The following is a 15,335-nucleotide window of genomic DNA, read 5'->3' as shown; positions in this document are numbered from 1 at the left end:
CCAGTGCGTTGAATATCCATCTTGCAGTGGGAACTCAAGCGGGGCATCCTAGGTCTTACCTTATAGTTTTCAGCGCCACCGAGGAGAGAAATCCCATGGCATATCGTACTTCTCAGGTTTCTGATCAGCAGACGCGATCGGAAATAAGTACCAACAAGGTGTTGCGCAACACCTATATGCTCCTGGCCATGACGCTGTTGTTCTCCGCTGTGACGGCGGGAACCGCAATGGCCATGGGCATCGGGCAGATGAATATCTTCATCTTCATGATTGGCGCCTACGGCTTGATGTTCCTGGTTCACAAGACCGCGAATTCGGCGGCAGGCATCTTGTCGATCTTCGCCTTCACGGGCTTCATGGGTTTCACGTTGGGTCCGATGTTGAGCCTCTACCTGTCATTGCCCAATGGAGCGCAATTGGTGATGACCGCGTTGGGGATGACGGGCGCGACGTTCATCGGGCTGTCGGCCGTGGCCTTGATTACCCGCAAGGATTTCAGCTTCCTGGGTAACTTCATGATCGCCGGGGCGATCGTGCTGGTGCTGGCGATGGTTGCGGCGATGATTTTCAATATCACCGCGCTGGCGCTGGCAGTCTCCGCAGGCTTCGTGCTGTTTTCTTCGGCTGCGATTCTGTATCAGACCAGCGAGATCATCCACCGCGCGGGGGAAACCAACTACATCTTGGCGACCATTACCCTGTTCGTGTCGATCTACAATATTTTTGTCAGCCTGTTGTCTATTCTGGGCTTCATGTCTAACGACTGATATGGCTAGTGGCGCTGCGGCGCCTGGCTGTCGAAGGCCCGCACCCTGGAGGTGCGGGCCTTTTGCGTAGGGTATCAGCCTATTTCTCACTTGGGCGTCGGGCCCGAGAGGACCGCTCCATCGCTATGAGTGATCGACAGTATCGCTGGCGGGCGTTTGGTCGGGGAAAGCAGGGCAACGGTCATGATCGTAACCTCCACGAATCAGCAGATGTGCCGGTACATTACGACACAGACACTTTCAATTTAGCCGGATTTCGTAACGGTTGAAGAGGATTCGCACAAACCGTGACGGCGCTCATATTAGTCGCTTCTGTGGCGGTGTGACATAAAAAAAGCCGCCTAGAAAGGCGGCCAAGGTTGGGGATATCAACAGATCGTATCGCTAGCTAAAGATATGCTATAAATTAGCTTGTTAAAAATATACTCGCTAACGTAGTTGCCGTCAATGATCGTTTGATGGCATGGCATGTGGCGCATCCATGATTTGCCTGACCTCGTCACGTCGAGGACAATAGCGTCATACACCGCGTCAGTGACGGGAGACTCTTCGATGCGTTACGCCTTACTCGTGCTAGGAGGCCCGTATAGCCATCAGGCAGCGCACTCTGCGTTGCGTTTCGCGCATGCCGCTATCGCACGGGGGCATCGTGTCGAGACGGTGTTCTTCTATCACGATGGGGTTTATAACGCCTCACATCTCGCGGCGCCGCCACAGGATGAGCCACACCTCGTCGATGCCTGGTGTGATTTGCAGCGTACGCAGGGAACCGCCTTGCAGGTCTGCGTGGCAGCGGCGTTGCGCCGTGGCTTGCTGGATGCCCGTGAGGCCGAGCGTCATGGCAAGAGCGGGGCGAGTCTCGAGCCTCCCTTCGAATTGACGGGGCTGGGGCAGTTGCTCGACATCGGCCAGACGCACGAGCGGCTGATTACCTTCGCGCCCTGAATTTGGCGTCGCTCATTCATGTCACGGGGAACTGTCATGTCCGAGATAACCGAGGCACCGCATGGCGATCTTCTGGTGATGTTGCGCCATGCGCCGCACGGCGGTTTATGGCTACGCGAGGCTCTCGATCTAGCATTGGTGGGGGCGGCTTTCGGTCAGTCCGTCTCGTTGTTGCTGATGGGGGACGGCGTCTGGGCATTGCTCCAGGGCCAAGGCCCGGGTCCGTTGGGACAGAAGGGCTCCCAAAGCACCTTCGAGATGCTGGAGATGTACGATATCGAGCGCTTGTATGTCGATGTCGACTCGCTCGAGGCACGTGGGCTGACCCGCGATGATCTGCTCTTGCCGGTGATTGGAGTGTCGACGCCGGAACTGTCGACGGTGCTTGCCGGTCACCGTCAAATCTTCAATTTCTGAACGCTGCCCGTACTGGACGCTAGCTGGGAAGCGCTGTTAGGAGACACCTGCGAATGTTGTTGCACTTGCTCAATCGTGCCCCGAGTTCGAGCTCCGTTCCTCAGGACGTATTGCGCGCGATGGGGGAGGAAGATGGGTTGATGCTGATCGAAGATGGCGTGTTTGGCGCGGTGAGTGCACAGGTACAACATTTTCCAGGTCTGGAAGGACGCCTGTTCGCCTTGCGTGAGGATCTAGAATCGCGCGGTCTGGCGGGGCGTTGCGATGCCCGCGTGATCATCGTCGACATGGACGGTTTCGTGGCGCTGACGGAGGACGCGCAACGCACGGTGAGCTGGTTCTGATGGCGACCACGCAAGCGACACGCTATATCGCGGTAGAAGGCCGTGACATCGGGCTCGACCCCGAAGGGTTCGTGGTCGAACTGACGGCCTGGACACCGGCCGTGGCCGAGGCGCTGGCTGCCGAAGAGGGGCGCGAGCTGACGCCTGAACACTGGGAGGTTCTCGAGGTTCTGCGAGCCTTCTATGCGCGTTATGAAAACGCCCCGGCGATGCGGCCTCTGGTCAAGGCCGTCAGCCAGGCGCTGGGGCCTGATAAAGGGCGCTCCCTGCACTTGATGCGGTTGTTTCCCGATAGTCCGGCCAAGGTGGGGGCGCGCCTGGCGGGATTGCCCAAGCCGACCAACTGTCTCTAAGCACTGTCTTCACAAACTGTTTCTAGGCCTTCGATGAACTTTCTTGCGCATGCCTGGCTGGTACGTGGTGGCAACGACGCCTTTCTGTACGGCAATTTGATCGCCGATGGCGTCAAGGGCGACCCCGATGGCGATTGGGCGGCGGATATCGCGCGCGGTATTCGCCATCACCGTCGCGTGGATGCCTGGGTCGACGACCACGTCGTGATCCGTAGCGTGCGAGAACGCGCACCGCGTCCCCAGCGGCGTGTGGTGGGCATTGCTCTGGATCTGGTGTGGGACCATTTCGTGGCGCGCGATCATGCCGACGTCGCCTTGATTACGCGTTGCTACCGGGTGCTCCAGGCTCAGGGGCGAGCCCCTAACCGCTTGGCGCCCATGATTCCCGCCCTGATCGAAGACGACTGGCTGAGTCGTTACGCCGACTTCGACTTCACCTGCCAGGCGATCGCGGGCCTCGGACGCCGTTTGCGTGGCCCCAATCGTCTGGCGGAGTTGGTGCCTTGGTTGCGCACCGACTACCCCGCATTAGAGCACGACTTCCATGTTCTCTGGCCAGCGCTCAATCAGGCGTTGAGTGCTGACTAGGCCCTCGTTTTCAGTGACATTAATCCGTTAGCCATAGGCATTCCACACGCTCGCCTTCATCGAGAGTGGTGTGTTCGGGTACGACCGCGAGGGCATCGGCCTCGAGGCAGGAGGACAGCACGGCCGAGTTCTGGTCGGCGAAGGCGTGGGCGACGATGCCATCGGTAGTGAACTCGAGCCCCACACGCATGTAGTGGCGACGTGCTTGCGTGTGTGTGGTGAAAGCCGCGCGCGCCCACAGGCGAGGCAGCGTGGCCATGCGTGGGCAGCCCAGCAGGGCGCCCATGAGGGGGCGGAGATACACCCAGGCGCCGACGAAGCATGAAACGGGGTTGCCGGGCAGGCCTACCAGTCGCGCCTGGCCGATGCGCCCCAGTGCCAATGGCTTGCCGGGGCGCATGGCCAACTGCCAGAGATCTAGCTGCCCCAGTGATTCCAGCGCGTGCTTGACGTGGTCTTCTTCGCCGACGCTGACGCCCCCCGTGGTGACGATGAAATCGGCTTGCTCGGCGGCCTCGCGCAGGAGACGCTGGGTGGTCGCGAAGTCGTCGGCAACGTGTTCGCGCATGACCAGTTCGGCGCTGAAGCGCTCGAGCAGACGCGAGAGCATGGGCCGATTGGAGTTATGGATCTGCCCCGGTGCGAGCGACTGACCAGGCTCGATGATTTCATCGCCGGTAGAGAGCAGCGCCACGCGCGGGCGACGATAAACGCTGACCTGCGTGATGCCCTGGCCGGCCAGATGTCCCAAAGCGGCTGCCTCGAGCCGGGTACCTGCTTCCAGAAGCGGAGTGCCGGCCCTCACGTCGCGCCCACGGCAACGCACGCTATCGCCCAGCGTGATGTCGCCGGGAACATGCGCCTGGGCGTCTTGCGTTTCCACGCGTTCCTGCATCACCACCGTGTCGGCCCCCGGGGGAATTTCACCACCGGTGAAGATGCGTACGCAGGTGCCCGGTGCGAGCGGCTCGGGCGCGTAGCCGGCCGCAATGCGCTGGCTGATGGGCAACCACTGACCGGCATCGGCATGGCGTAGTGCATAGCCATCCATGGCACTGTTATCGGCGGGCGGTACGTCGAGGCGGGCGGTGACCGTTTCGGCGAGCACGCGGCCCGCCGCTGTGTCGCACTCGATCCGCTCGACATCTCCCGCCTTTACATCCTTCAGCAGCGCCTCCAGCGCGCGCTCGACGCTTTGCAGCTCAGCCATGCTGGCCTCTCCCAGGAATCACGAGGTTGGCGAAGTTGCATGGTTGATGGCGGCTGTCGAGCTGTTCGTGAAGGATGCCGTCCCAAGCGGTGCGGCAGGCGCCGGTGGAACCCGGCAAGCAGAACACCACGGTCGCGTTGGCCAGGCCGCCGAGGCAGCGGCTCTGCACGGTGGAACTGCCGATTTCCTGCCACGAAAGATGACGAAACAATTCGCCGAAGCCTTCGATATGCTTGTCGAGCAATACTTCGACCGCCTCGGGGGTGGAATCATGCCCGGTGAAACCGGTACCGCCGGTGGTGAGGATGACTTGCACGTCATCGTCGGCGATCCACTGTGCAACGAGCGCGCGGATACGATAGACGTCATCGACGACGATGCGTTTGTCGGCGAGTTCGTGCCCATCGCGCTTTAGGCGTTCCACTAGCGCGTTGCCCGAGCGGTCGGTTTCCTCCGTGCGGGTATCGGAGACGGTCAGCACGGCGATCTTGAGCGGGATGAAAGTGGCATCGCTCATGCGTGCGTGTCCTTCTTGCGCTGCTGGCGGGCATCCAGCGCCTCGAGTTGCTCGGGCGTGGCAGGGGCTTGGTAGAGCTCTTTCCATTCGCTGTACGGCATGCCGTAGACGTATTCGCGGGCCGTTTCGTAGTCGAGCTCGATATCGCGCTCGCCGGCGGCGGCCACCAGCCATTTGGAGAGGCAATTACGGCAGAAGTCGGCCAGGATCATCAGGTCGATGTTCTGCACGTCCTTGTTGGCGTCGAGGTGATCGAGCAACTGGCGGAAAGCGGCCGCCTCGAGTTCGGTGCGCGTGTCAGCGTCGATGTGTTGCATGGGAAGGCTCCTCGCTGGGCATGTCATCATGAGACGAAACTAGCATAACAAAGAGCGACACCGCCCGGGGGCGGTGTCGTTTCGCTAGCAGCGTTTCAGCACTTGTCATGGCGTGGAAAAACGGATATTGCCTCTTGCCCCGGGTTGTCTCGATTCACATGGTCAATTATCTTGCCGACGAGTGTGCATTATATGAAACAAATGCCGCTTGCTGGACGCAAGATAAGTGCACTCAACAATACCGCTTTCCATAAACGAGTATCGCGATGAACCGAACAACTGCTTCCAATAAAGCAAGCGAACTGACGCGGGTCCTTGCGCGCAAGGAGGTACTCGCGCTGGCGTTCGGCGCCATGGTCGGCTGGGGCTGGATCGTCATGACCGGCAACTGGATCCAGTCGGCAGGGAGCCTAGGGGCCATCCTGGCCTTTGTGGTCGGTGGCATTGCCATCGTATTGGTGGGATTGACGTATTCTGAGCTGGCCTCGGCCATGCCTCAGGTCGGTGGCGAACACGTATACAGCTATCACGCCCTGGGGCACTTCGCCTCGTTTCTCTGCACCTGGACCATCGTGCTGGGTTACATGAGCGTGGTGTCCTTCGAGGCCGTAGCTCTGCCTACGGTATTCGAGAACTTGTTTCCCGGTTATGCCGTCGGCGATCTCTGGACGGTTGCCGGCTGGGACGTCAAGGCCACCTGGGTGGCAGTCGGCGTTGTTGGCTCGCTGGTCATGATGGCGATCAACTACATTGGCATTCGCACGGCGGCGCTGGTGCAGAAACTGGTGACGATTCTGATCCTGGTGGTGGGCGTGATGTTCATCACCGGGGCGTTGTTTACTGGAGAAACGGCTCACATGGAGCCCCTGTTCAACGTTGAGAACGGCCTTGTGGGCGGTATCATGATGGTCATGATCATGGTGCCCTTCATGTTCGTGGGCTTCGATGTGATCCCCCAGGCAGCCGAAGAAATCAATCTGCCATTCCGCGACATCGGCAAGGTGTTGATGATATCGGTCATCCTGGCAGTGTTCTGGTATGCCTTGATCATCCTCGGCACGTCGCTGATGCTCGACCCCCAAGCCTTGAGCGCTTCTCATCTGGCGGTACCGGATGCCATGCAGGCCGTATTCGCGGCTCCTTGGGCCGGTAAGCTAATGGTGCTGGCGGGCATCGCGGGCATCATCACTAGCTGGAACGCCTTTTATATCGGTGGTTCGCGTGCCGTCTATGCTCTAGCCCATGCGGGTATGCTGCCGGCGTTTTTGGGCAAGCTTCACCCACGTTACAAGACCCCAAGCAATGCGATCATCCTGATTGGCACGGTGTCCTGCCTGTCGCCGTTTTTTGGGCGTCCTATGCTGGTCTGGTTGGTCGACGCCGGTGGACTGGGTATCGTCATCGCGTATTTGTTCGTGGCGCTGTCGTTTGTGGTGATGCGTTACAAGAACGCCGATATGGCGCGTCCTTTCAAGGTGCCTTATGGCAAATTAGTCGGCATCGTTGCAGTAGCGTTGTCGCTGGGCTTGGTGAGTCTTTATCTGCCAGGCAGTCCGTCTGCACTGTTACCGATCGAGTGGGTCGTCTTCGGGGCGTGGATGCTGCTCGGACTGGTGATGTACCTGTGGGCACGCAAGCGCTACGGCGTGGCATACAGTGACCGCATGATGGCCCGTGAGCTTTCCGGCGATAGTGCCGTCAAGGATATCGATTGAAGGTATCGGTAAGGGTGCATGTCTCCCGACATGTCTAGCGTAAATGAAGTAAGCGCCCGGCTCGAGGCCGGGCGCTTTCATGTATCAGGTATCACGCGTTCTCGCCGCGCGTGCATACGGAAAGCACTACGGCGTCCGAGTCGCTGACGGACACCAGGGCGTGGCCCATGTCGCTGTCGAAATAGATGCTGTCGCCGTGGGTCAGGCGTAGCGGCTCGTAGAACTCGGTATAAAGCAGGATGTCGCCGTCGAGCACCATCAGGAATTCCTCGCCGTCATGGCGCACCCACTCCTGGAATTCATCGAAGCTACGGGCGCGGACGATGGTCTTGAAGGGAATCATTCGCTTTTGGGCCATCTGCCACGAGAGAAGTTCGTGCTCATAGGTTGGCGTGGGGTGCTGCTGGCCTTCGCCGACGCGCGTCAGATCGCGGCGACCGAGTGTGCGCGCCTGCGGTTTGGGCGGCGTCAGCAGTTGCGGTAGGTCGATCCCGAGACCGCCGATGAGTTTCTGTACGGCGCTGAAGGTAGGTGAGGTCTGATCGTTCTCGATCTTGGACAGCGTCGAACGTGCCAAACCGGTACGTTGGCTGACATCTTCCAGGGTCCAGTGATTGGACAGGCGAATTTCCTTGAGGCGATCACCCAGACGTAGCGGCTCGACGAACGCTTTGCGTCCAGAGGCGATGCGCAGGGCGGCGTCGCTATCGGTTTGGGCAGTCATGGGGTTCCACGATAGGAAATAAAGTTTCCGTTAGGATACCACAGCCCGATGGGGCGGGGGAGCTAGGCGTCGTTCGGGGTACTCAAGAGTCGCCGAGAGGAAAGCCCAGCAGCGCCTTGAGATGTGCCTCGACACTGGTACCCAAGGCGTCCAGATGGTAGCCCCCCTCGAGTACCGAGACTAAGCGTCCTTCGGCGTATACACGGGCGATATCCAAGGCGAGTTGCGTGACCCAGAAATAATCGGATTCAACAAGATTGAGCTCTGCCATGGGGTCGTTGCTGTGAGCATCGAACCCTGCCGAGAGCATGATCAATTGCGGTTTGAAGGCTTGCAGCGCGGGAAGCCACTGCGTTTCCACGCGGCGGCGAAACTCATTGCCCTTGGCCCCTGCGGCCAAGGGAGTATTGATGACGTTGCCCCACGCGCCATCCTGATAGCGCCAAGGGTAGAAGGGCGATTGAAAGCTCGAACAGACCAGGACGCCGGGGTCGTCCTTGAAGATATCGACCGTGCCGTTGCCCTGATGGACATCGAAATCCAGCACGGCGACGCGCTCGATGCCATAACGCTGGCGGGCGTGAGCCACCCCGATGGCAACGTTGTTATAGAAACAAAAGCCCATCGCCGAGCAGCGTTCTGCATGGTGCCCGGGCGGACGCACGGCGCAGAAGACGTTGTCCGCCTGGTGCCGGAAGACCTGATCGACGCCACGTACGACCGCGCCGGCGGCGACGCCTGCGGCGCCGAGCGTGTCCTGGTTCATGTAGGTCTCGCCATCGAGCTCGCTCAAGCCTTCCTGCGGGGCATTGGCCTCGAGCATCTCCAGATACTGCGGACAATGCGCGAGGGCAAGCGTCTGTGCTTTTACCGGCTGTGCCTCGGATTGCATGGTATGCGTCAATACACCGCTCAAGGCCAAGCGAGCGCGTATGGCTTCAAGGCGCTTGGGGCTCTCGGGATGGCTAGGCCCCATGAAATGCCGCATGCAACCGGGGTGAGTAATATACGCAGTGATCATGGGAACTCCATCCAGAGGACGTCTATCGGTTGAGACGATGGGCGCATGCTGTCCGCGTGGGACTTTAAGGCCTGATAGGATGTGAGAACAGTGCCCATAGGTCGAACGGTGTCATCGCGGTTTTGGCGAGAGGCCATGTTGAGACTAGGCCGTCCGCGCCGCGCGATGGTGAGCGGCAAATCAAGCGGGAGAGATTGCTGTGGGAACGCGTTTTCTGCGTCACTTTTTCGCGCCACATAGCGTGGCAGTGATCGGCGCTTCGGAGAAGCCGCATTCGATGGGCGGCATGGTGCTTGGCAACCTGCTCGAAGCGGGGTTTTCCGGCACGCTGTGGGCGGTTAACCCACGTGGTTATGACGCGGTGTATGGCGTGTCCTGCGTAAAGCGCATTGCGGATTTGCCCGCCGTGCCGGACTTGGCGATTCTCTGCAATCCAATGGAGGGTGTGCCGCGTAGCATCGAAGCGCTGGGCAAGCTGGGGGCACGCGCGGCCTTGGTGCTTTCCGGGGGCTCCTATCTCGACGATCGCACCCAGGATGGCGGCTCGCTGCGAGAGCGTATGCTCAAGGCGGCGCTGCGCTCGGGGATCCGCGTGTTGGGGCCGGAGTGTCTGGGGATCGTGGTGCCCGGCAACAAGCTCAACGCCACTTATGCCAGCCAGCCGATCAAGGCAGGGCGCGTCGCCTATCTGGGGCAATCGGGGATGCTCGGCAATGCCATGATCGACTGGGCGGCGGGGCGAGACATCGGCTTTTCGCACCTGGTAACGCTGGGTGACAGCGTCGATGTGATGCTGTCCGACCTCATGGATTACATCAACCAGTACTCGCCGACACGCGCCTTGCTGCTGCATTTGGAGCGGGTGCACGATGCGCAGCACTTCATGACCGCGCTGCGCGATGCCTCACGACACCGGTTGGTGCTGGCGATCAAGAGCGGACGCTCGGTGCAGTCGACACTGACGCATGAACCGCAGACGCCGGGGATCGATAATCGCGATGTGATATTCGACGCGGCGCTGGCGCGCGCCGGGGTCGTGCGCGTGGACGATTCCGATGAGTTGTTCGATGCACTGGAGACACTGACGCGGATGCGTCCGTTGCGCGGTGATCGCTTGGCTATCGTAGCGAATGGGTTGGGGCCGGCGCTCTTGGCGATCGACAAGCTGGTGCTTGCTGGCGGCAAGCTGGCGGAATTCAACGATGTTACTCGCGATGCGCTGGTGCAGGGGGAGTTCGATGTCAGTTTGCCGGGGCGCAATCCCGTCGATTTGGGCGGTAACGCCTCGCCCGAGCGGTTCGTAGAGGCGCTGGAAATCGTGGCGGCCGATGCCAACGTGGATGCCGTACTGGTGGTGCATGCGCCGACTCGCCTGGCGCCCTCCAAGACCACAGCCGAGGCGCTGATCGCCAATCGCAAACGCTTCAAGCGCAACCTGCTGACTAGTTGGATGGGACTCGAGGAAGCGCTAAAGGCGCGCCATGAGTGCAATCTGGCGGGCATTCCCACCTATATCTCACCAGAGAAAGCCGTCAAGGCTTTCATGCACATGGTTGATTATCAACGTGTGCAGACGCTTTTGCAGGAAACCCCGCCAAGCCTGCCCTTCACGACACACCCCGACATCCGCGCCCGCTGCCATCGTTTGATCGCCTCGGCCAAGCAGCGTGAGCGCGATCTCCTGACGCATCAGGAAACGGCGGAGGTTCTGGCCGCCTATGGCATACCCTCGGCACCGAGCCAGTATATCTTCGGCCCCGAGGAAGCGCTTCAAGCCGCGCGGGATATCGATGGCCCCATGGCACTGAAAATCGTGCATGCCAATAACTGCGTGCCGTTCCGTTATCGCAAGCACCCACATAAGCTCTCTGCGGGATTGATACAAGATCTCGAGACGCCGGAGCAGGTGGCCGATGGTGTGCGGCGTCTGGGTGACAAGGTCCGCGAAAAATTCCCCGAAAGCCCGATTTTCAGCTACTGCCTGCAACGCATGCAGCGCGGCAAGGCGTCGATGCAACTTTGCGCAGGCATCACGCGTGATCCGGTGTTCGGGCCGGTCATTGTCTTCGGCATCGGCGGTTACAAGATCAATGTGCTGGCGGATCGTCAGGTGGCCTTGCCGCCGCTGAACATGACGCTGGCTAACGAGCTGGTATCGCGTACGCATGCGTATCGCCTGATCCGTGAGCACGCCTCTGATCCCGAAAAGGACGTCGAGCGCCTCTGCGAACTGCTGGTCAAACTCTCGCAGATCGCGTCGGATTTGCCTGAACTCCAGGGGTTGGAGCTAAATCCGCTATTGCTCAATCGTGATGGTGTCGTGGCGGTGGACTTTGCCATGGATCTGGGCCAGCCCGCGTACCATGCGATCATGCCGTATCCCGAGGAACTGCGTGAATGGCGCGCGTTAGGCAATGGCATGGATGTTGAAGTGCGCCCGATCCGGGGCGAGGACGCGCCGCTGATCACGCTCTTCCACGAGCGGCTTTCCGAGGAAAGCATTCGCTTTCGTTACTTCCACCACAAGGCAGATCTGACGCAGCGCGATCTGGCCGTGCTGTCGCAGATCAATTACGACCGCCAAATGGCGTTCATCGCCGAGCATGCGCGACCCGATGGCAGTAAGGAAATGCTGGGCGTAGTGCGTGTGTGGAACGATCCGGACAATATCCGCACGGAATTTTCCGTAATCATTCGCGATGATCTCCACGGACATGGTCTCGGTAGCCTGCTGATGGAGAAGATGATCCGCTACTGCAAGGGCCTCGGCATCCTCGAGATGGTCGGCACGGTGATGCTCGACAATCAGCCCATGCGCGCATTGCTGAAACACTTGGGCTTCAGTTTTCGCTATGACATGGAAGAGCAGGTGGTCGAGGCCTCCTTGCGGCTCAACGAGCCGAGCAACGACTGGCAACGCCACCGGCTTGAGAGTCCGACGGAATAAGACCCCTTGGTTGATCTTCCGATGTCGCGACGAAGCTGCTGAAGGTCGCCTCCGTCGCTAGCCGAGCTCGGCTAGCGAGTATGATCGAGATGCTTGGCGGCGCGTGCCGGGTTATTGAACCATAGATCAATCATCAGCTGTTTTTATTTGAAGCGTTATCAATAAGTAGGTATGATTCGGCACGAAACATAACGAAATTTTATCTTCATGATCATCTCTTATCATCTCCATGACCATAATAAGAGCCAGGAACTGACCCGCCAGATACTCGCAACGTGACATTGCCGAGCGCTCTTGCTTCGCAAGGGCATGGCGACGACTTGACCAAAGCAGGCAAGCCTATGACTGAAACAGACGAAACCAACATCAAGATTCAGGTGCGCGGCCTGAGCAAAGTGTTCGGCTCCCAGCCGAAGAAAGCACTTGAGCTGCGTAACCAAGGGAAAAAGCGTCCCGAGATTCTTGAGAAAACCGGCCAGACCCTGGGTCTTTCCAATATCGACTTCGACGTACGTGAAGGCGAACTTCTCGTCATCATGGGTCTGTCGGGTTCCGGGAAATCGACGCTGATCCGCTGTCTAAACCGCCTCATCGAGCCCACCGAGGGCGATATCGTGATTGATGGCCAGAACATTCCCAAGCTCAGCGAGAAAGAGTTGCTGGAATGCCGGCGTCGTCACTTTTCGATGGTTTTTCAGAATTTCGCGCTATTTCCGCATAAAACCGTGCAGGAAAACGCCGAATACGGTCTTGAGGTGCGTGGTGTCGAGAAAGCCTCTCGCGTGGAAAGCGCTCGCAATTCCCTCAAGCAGGTAGGGCTCGATGGGTGGGAAGATGCCTATCCGAGCCAGCTTTCAGGGGGGATGCAGCAGCGTGTCGGTTTGGCTCGTGCGCTGGCCAACGATGCCACCGTGATGCTGATGGACGAGGCGTTTTCGGCGCTTGATCCGCTCATCCGCAAGGATATGCAGCAAGAGCTGATCGAGTTGCAGCATCGCATGAAGAAGACCACCATCTTCATCACTCATGACCTCGACGAGGCGATCAGCATCGGCGATCGCATCATCCTGCTCAAGGATGGCGAGGTCGTGCAAAGTGGTACACCTGAAGAAATTCTGACACGGCCTGCAGACGATTACGTGGCCCGCTTCGTAGAAGGCGTGGATATGTCGCGTATCTTGACGGCAAATAGTGCCTTGCGCCCTGTGCGTGCCACGGCACGTGATAGCGATGGACCGCGCACCGTATTGCGCAAGATGAGCGACAATGGGCTGGACTCCATTTATGTCGTCGGTCGCGACCGCACCCTGATGGGGATCGTGAGTGTCGACGACGTCGATGCCGCCGCCAAGGCGGGTAAGGATACGGTCAGCGAGTTGATCCAGAACGACTTCCCGAAGGCCGGTCCGGATGAACCGATGAACAACCTCTTTGCCATGTTCAATGACAAAAGCTACCCGATTGCCATCGTCGACGATAATCAGCGTCTATTGGGCGTGGTCGTGAAAGGCGCGGTACTCGAACAACTGGCTGAAGCGGGAGAGCACTGATGGCAATTGATATTCCACGCATTCCCCTCGGCGGGGGCATCGAAGACGGACTTAACTTTCTGACATCGCATTACTCCGTGGTGACGCGAGGCATCTCACGGGTCACACAGAGTGGGATCACGGTGCTCAACGAGGGGCTGATGTGGCTACCCGAATGGGCGCTGATGGCGATCATTGCGCTGATCTGCTGGCGAGTTGCCAACCTGCGTCTCGGTATCGGGGCAGTGTTGGGTCTGGCCTTGATCTGGAATCTTGGCCTTTGGGACCCGATGATCGAGACCTTGACGCTGGTGGTGATCGCCACCGTGGTCGCGGTCGTCATTGCCATGCCTGTTGGGGTGCTCGCGGCCATGTCGGATCGCTTCTATAGTGTCATCATGCCGGTTCTGGATTTCATGCAGACCATGCCGGCCTTCGTTTATCTGATTCCGGCCATTCCGTTTTTCGGCATTGGGTCGGTGTCGGCCATTTTTGCCACGGTGATCTTTTCGATGCCGCCGGCGATACGCTTCACGACATTGGGTATTCGACAGGTGCCCAAGGACTTGATAGAAGCGGCGGATGCGTTCGGTGCCACGCGTAGTCAGAAGCTGATCAAGATACAGTTTCCTCTGTCTTTGTCGACGGTCATGGCCGGCATCAATCAGACGATCATGCTAGCGTTGTCGATGGTCGTGATCGCGGCGATGATCGGGGCCGATGGCCTGGGTAGCGAAGTATGGCGTGCTATCCAGCGCCTGCGTCCCGGCGATGGTTTCGAAGCCGGTATTGCAGTGGTAATCCTTGCCATGTTGCTGGATCGCATCACGCAAGCGCTTCGCAAGCCGAAAAAGAAAACTAGCTAGAAGCAAGGCGTAATAAAGCGCCATGTATCGAGCATGTGCTCGAAAAAAACGGTCGTTGGCCGTTCCGGTAGGATCTCCCATCAATAATAGAAGGGGAATAACGATGACACGCACTCCATTGACTAAAGCGGTACGCTATGGCGCCATCATGATAGCTGCCGGTGCAGGGCTCAATGCGGGCATCGCGCAAGCGCAGGATAGCAAGGGTGATATCACGCTCGCCTATGTCGAGTGGTCTTCCGAAGTAGCCTCCACCAACGTGGTTCGAGCAGTGCTCGAAGAGCAAGGCTATAACGTGAAGATGTCGTCACTGTCTGCCGCTGCGATGTGGCAAGCCGTCGCTTATGGCGATGCTGATGGCATGGTGGCGGCATGGTTGCCTTCCACGCATGAGCAGTACCTGAAGGAGGTGGGCGACGAGGTCGAGAACCTGGGGCCGAATCTTGAGGGTACCAAGCTAGGGCTTGTAGTTCCTTCTTATACCGATATCTCATCTATCGGTGAACTTGATGACAAAGCCGATGTCGTCAATGACGAGATCGTGGGGATCGATCCCGGTGCTGGCCTCATGAACCTGACCGAGAAGGCCATTGAAGAGTACAGTCTTGGTGATGCTATCAACCTGCAATCAGGTAGCGGCGCCACCATGACCGCTGCGCTGGATAGCGCCATCAAGAACGATGAAGATATCGTGGTCGCCGGTTGGACGCCGCACTGGATGTTCGCACGTTGGGACCTCAAGTATCTGGACGATCCCAAGAATGCCTACGGTGGCGCCGAGCACATCAATACTGTCGTGCGCCAAGGGCTGAAGGACGATATGCCGGAAGCCTACGCGATTCTCGATAACTTCGAGTGGACCCCGGATCAGATGGGCGAAGTGATGCTCATGAATCAGGAAGAAGGTTCCGATCCGTACGAAAACGCCAAGAAGTGGGTCGACGAGCACCCCGATGTCGTCGATGAGTGGGTGAACGGCGACAGCTGATAAGCGTTACTTTCGACATTATTTGTCGAGGAGCGTTGAACCAGACGCCCGGTCCTTGAAGGACCGGGCGTTTTATATGATGGGCTT

The 15,335-nt window shown here is 59.0% G+C and carries 16 protein-coding genes; 11 read left to right on the top strand and 5 right to left on the bottom strand.

Going from position 1 to position 15,335, the window contains the following annotated elements; all coding sequences use genetic code 11:
* Positions 1–95 precede the first annotated feature (95 nt).
* The 6 genes from OP496_RS03200 (at position 96) to OP496_RS03175 (ending at position 3,414) form a co-directional block, all read left to right on the top strand.
* Complete coding sequence (locus OP496_RS03200; RefSeq protein ID WP_280562025.1) at positions 96–767, top strand: Bax inhibitor-1/YccA family protein; 672 nt, start codon at positions 96–98, stop codon at positions 765–767.
* Positions 768–1,319: 552 nt separating this feature from the next.
* A complete protein-coding gene (gene tusD, locus OP496_RS03195; protein ID WP_280562024.1) occupies positions 1,320–1,712 on the top strand; it encodes a sulfurtransferase complex subunit TusD in 393 nt (130 codons plus the stop codon).
* Positions 1,713–1,748: 36 nt separating this feature from the next.
* Positions 1,749–2,129: a sulfurtransferase complex subunit TusC gene (gene tusC / locus OP496_RS03190; protein ID WP_280562023.1), complete on the top strand. Its 381-nt coding sequence runs from the start codon at positions 1,749–1,751 to the stop codon at positions 2,127–2,129.
* Between the two features lie 53 nt (positions 2,130–2,182).
* Positions 2,183–2,473: a sulfurtransferase complex subunit TusB gene (tusB, locus tag OP496_RS03185; RefSeq protein WP_280562022.1), complete on the top strand. Its 291-nt coding sequence runs from the start codon at positions 2,183–2,185 to the stop codon at positions 2,471–2,473.
* Positions 2,473–2,826, top strand: a complete 354-nt coding sequence (locus OP496_RS03180; protein ID WP_280562021.1) for a TusE/DsrC/DsvC family sulfur relay protein — start codon at positions 2,473–2,475, stop codon at positions 2,824–2,826. Before tusB ends, OP496_RS03180 begins: the two co-directional genes overlap by 1 nt.
* Positions 2,827–2,859: 33 nt before the next feature.
* Entirely contained in the window at positions 2,860–3,414 is a 555-nt protein-coding gene (locus tag OP496_RS03175) for an ACP phosphodiesterase (RefSeq protein WP_280562020.1), read from the top strand.
* A gap of 19 nt (positions 3,415–3,433) precedes the next feature.
* Here the strand turns inward: OP496_RS03175 and glp are convergent, their stop codons facing one another.
* Genes glp through OP496_RS03160 form a run of 3 tightly spaced genes read right to left on the bottom strand, consistent with a single transcriptional unit; the run spans position 3,434 to position 5,458 of the window.
* On the bottom strand, positions 3,434–4,624 hold the full coding sequence (gene glp, locus OP496_RS03170; protein WP_280562019.1) for a gephyrin-like molybdotransferase Glp: 1,191 nt from the start codon (positions 4,622–4,624) through the stop codon (positions 3,434–3,436).
* Positions 4,617–5,141, bottom strand: a complete 525-nt coding sequence (gene moaB, locus OP496_RS03165; RefSeq protein WP_280562017.1) for a molybdenum cofactor biosynthesis protein B — start codon at positions 5,139–5,141, stop codon at positions 4,617–4,619. Before moaB ends, glp begins: the two co-directional genes overlap by 8 nt.
* A complete protein-coding gene (locus tag OP496_RS03160) occupies positions 5,138–5,458 on the bottom strand; it encodes a DUF1244 domain-containing protein (RefSeq protein ID WP_280562015.1) in 321 nt (106 codons plus the stop codon). The genes moaB and OP496_RS03160 overlap by 4 nt, the downstream gene beginning before the upstream one ends.
* Positions 5,459–5,724: 266 nt before the next feature.
* On the opposite strand from OP496_RS03160, the gene OP496_RS03155 reads away from it, so the two are divergent.
* Positions 5,725–7,173, top strand: coding sequence for an APC family permease (locus tag OP496_RS03155; protein ID WP_280562014.1), 1,449 nt, complete (start codon positions 5,725–5,727; stop codon positions 7,171–7,173).
* Positions 7,174–7,264: 91 nt separating this feature from the next.
* On the opposite strand, the gene OP496_RS03150 is transcribed toward OP496_RS03155, so the two are convergent.
* Together OP496_RS03150 and OP496_RS03145 are read right to left on the bottom strand one after the other, a co-directional pair.
* Complete coding sequence (locus OP496_RS03150; protein ID WP_280562013.1) at positions 7,265–7,897, bottom strand: XRE family transcriptional regulator; 633 nt, start codon at positions 7,895–7,897, stop codon at positions 7,265–7,267.
* Positions 7,898–7,979: 82 nt separating this feature from the next.
* A complete protein-coding gene (locus tag OP496_RS03145; protein ID WP_280562012.1) occupies positions 7,980–8,918 on the bottom strand; it encodes a histone deacetylase family protein in 939 nt (312 codons plus the stop codon).
* A 199-nt stretch (positions 8,919–9,117) separates the two neighbouring features.
* On the opposite strand from OP496_RS03145, the gene OP496_RS03140 reads away from it, so the two are divergent.
* The 4 genes from OP496_RS03140 (at position 9,118) to OP496_RS03125 (ending at position 15,248) form a co-directional block, all read left to right on the top strand.
* The gene (locus OP496_RS03140; protein WP_280562011.1) at positions 9,118–11,865 is read left to right on the top strand and encodes a bifunctional acetate--CoA ligase family protein/GNAT family N-acetyltransferase; all 2,748 of its coding nucleotides are present in this window, start codon (positions 9,118–9,120) and stop codon (positions 11,863–11,865) included.
* Positions 11,866–12,206: 341 nt separating this feature from the next.
* On the top strand, positions 12,207–13,415 hold the full coding sequence (locus OP496_RS03135; RefSeq protein ID WP_280562010.1) for a glycine betaine/L-proline ABC transporter ATP-binding protein: 1,209 nt from the start codon (positions 12,207–12,209) through the stop codon (positions 13,413–13,415).
* Positions 13,415–14,260 (top strand): proline/glycine betaine ABC transporter permease, encoded by an 846-nt coding sequence (locus tag OP496_RS03130; protein ID WP_280562008.1) that lies wholly within the window; start codon positions 13,415–13,417, stop codon positions 14,258–14,260. Before OP496_RS03135 ends, OP496_RS03130 begins: the two co-directional genes overlap by 1 nt.
* A gap of 103 nt (positions 14,261–14,363) precedes the next feature.
* The gene (locus OP496_RS03125) at positions 14,364–15,248 is read left to right on the top strand and encodes a glycine betaine ABC transporter substrate-binding protein (RefSeq protein ID WP_280562007.1); all 885 of its coding nucleotides are present in this window, start codon (positions 14,364–14,366) and stop codon (positions 15,246–15,248) included.
* The last annotated feature ends 87 nt before the right edge of the window (positions 15,249–15,335 follow it).

The sequence above is a fragment of the Chromohalobacter sp. 48-RD10 genome (genome assembly GCF_029889785.1).
Lineage (GTDB): Bacteria > Pseudomonadota > Gammaproteobacteria > Pseudomonadales > Halomonadaceae > Chromohalobacter.
Note: the sequence above shows the minus strand (reverse complement) of the source record. Positions and strands in the feature narration are given on the sequence as shown.

Excerpts from the sequence above, each read along its gene's own strand:
- OP496_RS03200 (WP_280562025.1), top strand. The coding sequence starts at position 96 with ATGGCATATCGTACTTCTCAGGTTTCTGATCAGCAGACGCGATCGGAA.
- tusD (WP_280562024.1), top strand. The coding sequence starts at position 1,320 with ATGCGTTACGCCTTACTCGTGCTAGGAGGCCCGTATAGCCATCAGGCA.
- tusC (WP_280562023.1), top strand. The coding sequence starts at position 1,749 with ATGTCCGAGATAACCGAGGCACCGCATGGCGATCTTCTGGTGATGTTG.
- tusB (WP_280562022.1), top strand. The coding sequence starts at position 2,183 with ATGTTGTTGCACTTGCTCAATCGTGCCCCGAGTTCGAGCTCCGTTCCT.
- OP496_RS03180 (WP_280562021.1), top strand. The coding sequence starts at position 2,473 with ATGGCGACCACGCAAGCGACACGCTATATCGCGGTAGAAGGCCGTGAC.
- OP496_RS03175 (WP_280562020.1), top strand. The coding sequence starts at position 2,860 with ATGAACTTTCTTGCGCATGCCTGGCTGGTACGTGGTGGCAACGACGCC.
- glp (WP_280562019.1), bottom strand. The coding sequence starts at position 4,624 with ATGGCTGAGCTGCAAAGCGTCGAGCGCGCGCTGGAGGCGCTGCTGAAG.
- moaB (WP_280562017.1), bottom strand. The coding sequence starts at position 5,141 with ATGAGCGATGCCACTTTCATCCCGCTCAAGATCGCCGTGCTGACCGTC.
- OP496_RS03160 (WP_280562015.1), bottom strand. The coding sequence starts at position 5,458 with ATGCAACACATCGACGCTGACACGCGCACCGAACTCGAGGCGGCCGCT.
- OP496_RS03155 (WP_280562014.1), top strand. The coding sequence starts at position 5,725 with ATGAACCGAACAACTGCTTCCAATAAAGCAAGCGAACTGACGCGGGTC.
- OP496_RS03150 (WP_280562013.1), bottom strand. The coding sequence starts at position 7,897 with ATGACTGCCCAAACCGATAGCGACGCCGCCCTGCGCATCGCCTCTGGA.
- OP496_RS03145 (WP_280562012.1), bottom strand. The coding sequence starts at position 8,918 with ATGATCACTGCGTATATTACTCACCCCGGTTGCATGCGGCATTTCATG.
- OP496_RS03135 (WP_280562010.1), top strand. The coding sequence starts at position 12,207 with ATGACTGAAACAGACGAAACCAACATCAAGATTCAGGTGCGCGGCCTG.
- OP496_RS03130 (WP_280562008.1), top strand. The coding sequence starts at position 13,415 with ATGGCAATTGATATTCCACGCATTCCCCTCGGCGGGGGCATCGAAGAC.
- OP496_RS03125 (WP_280562007.1), top strand. The coding sequence starts at position 14,364 with ATGACACGCACTCCATTGACTAAAGCGGTACGCTATGGCGCCATCATG.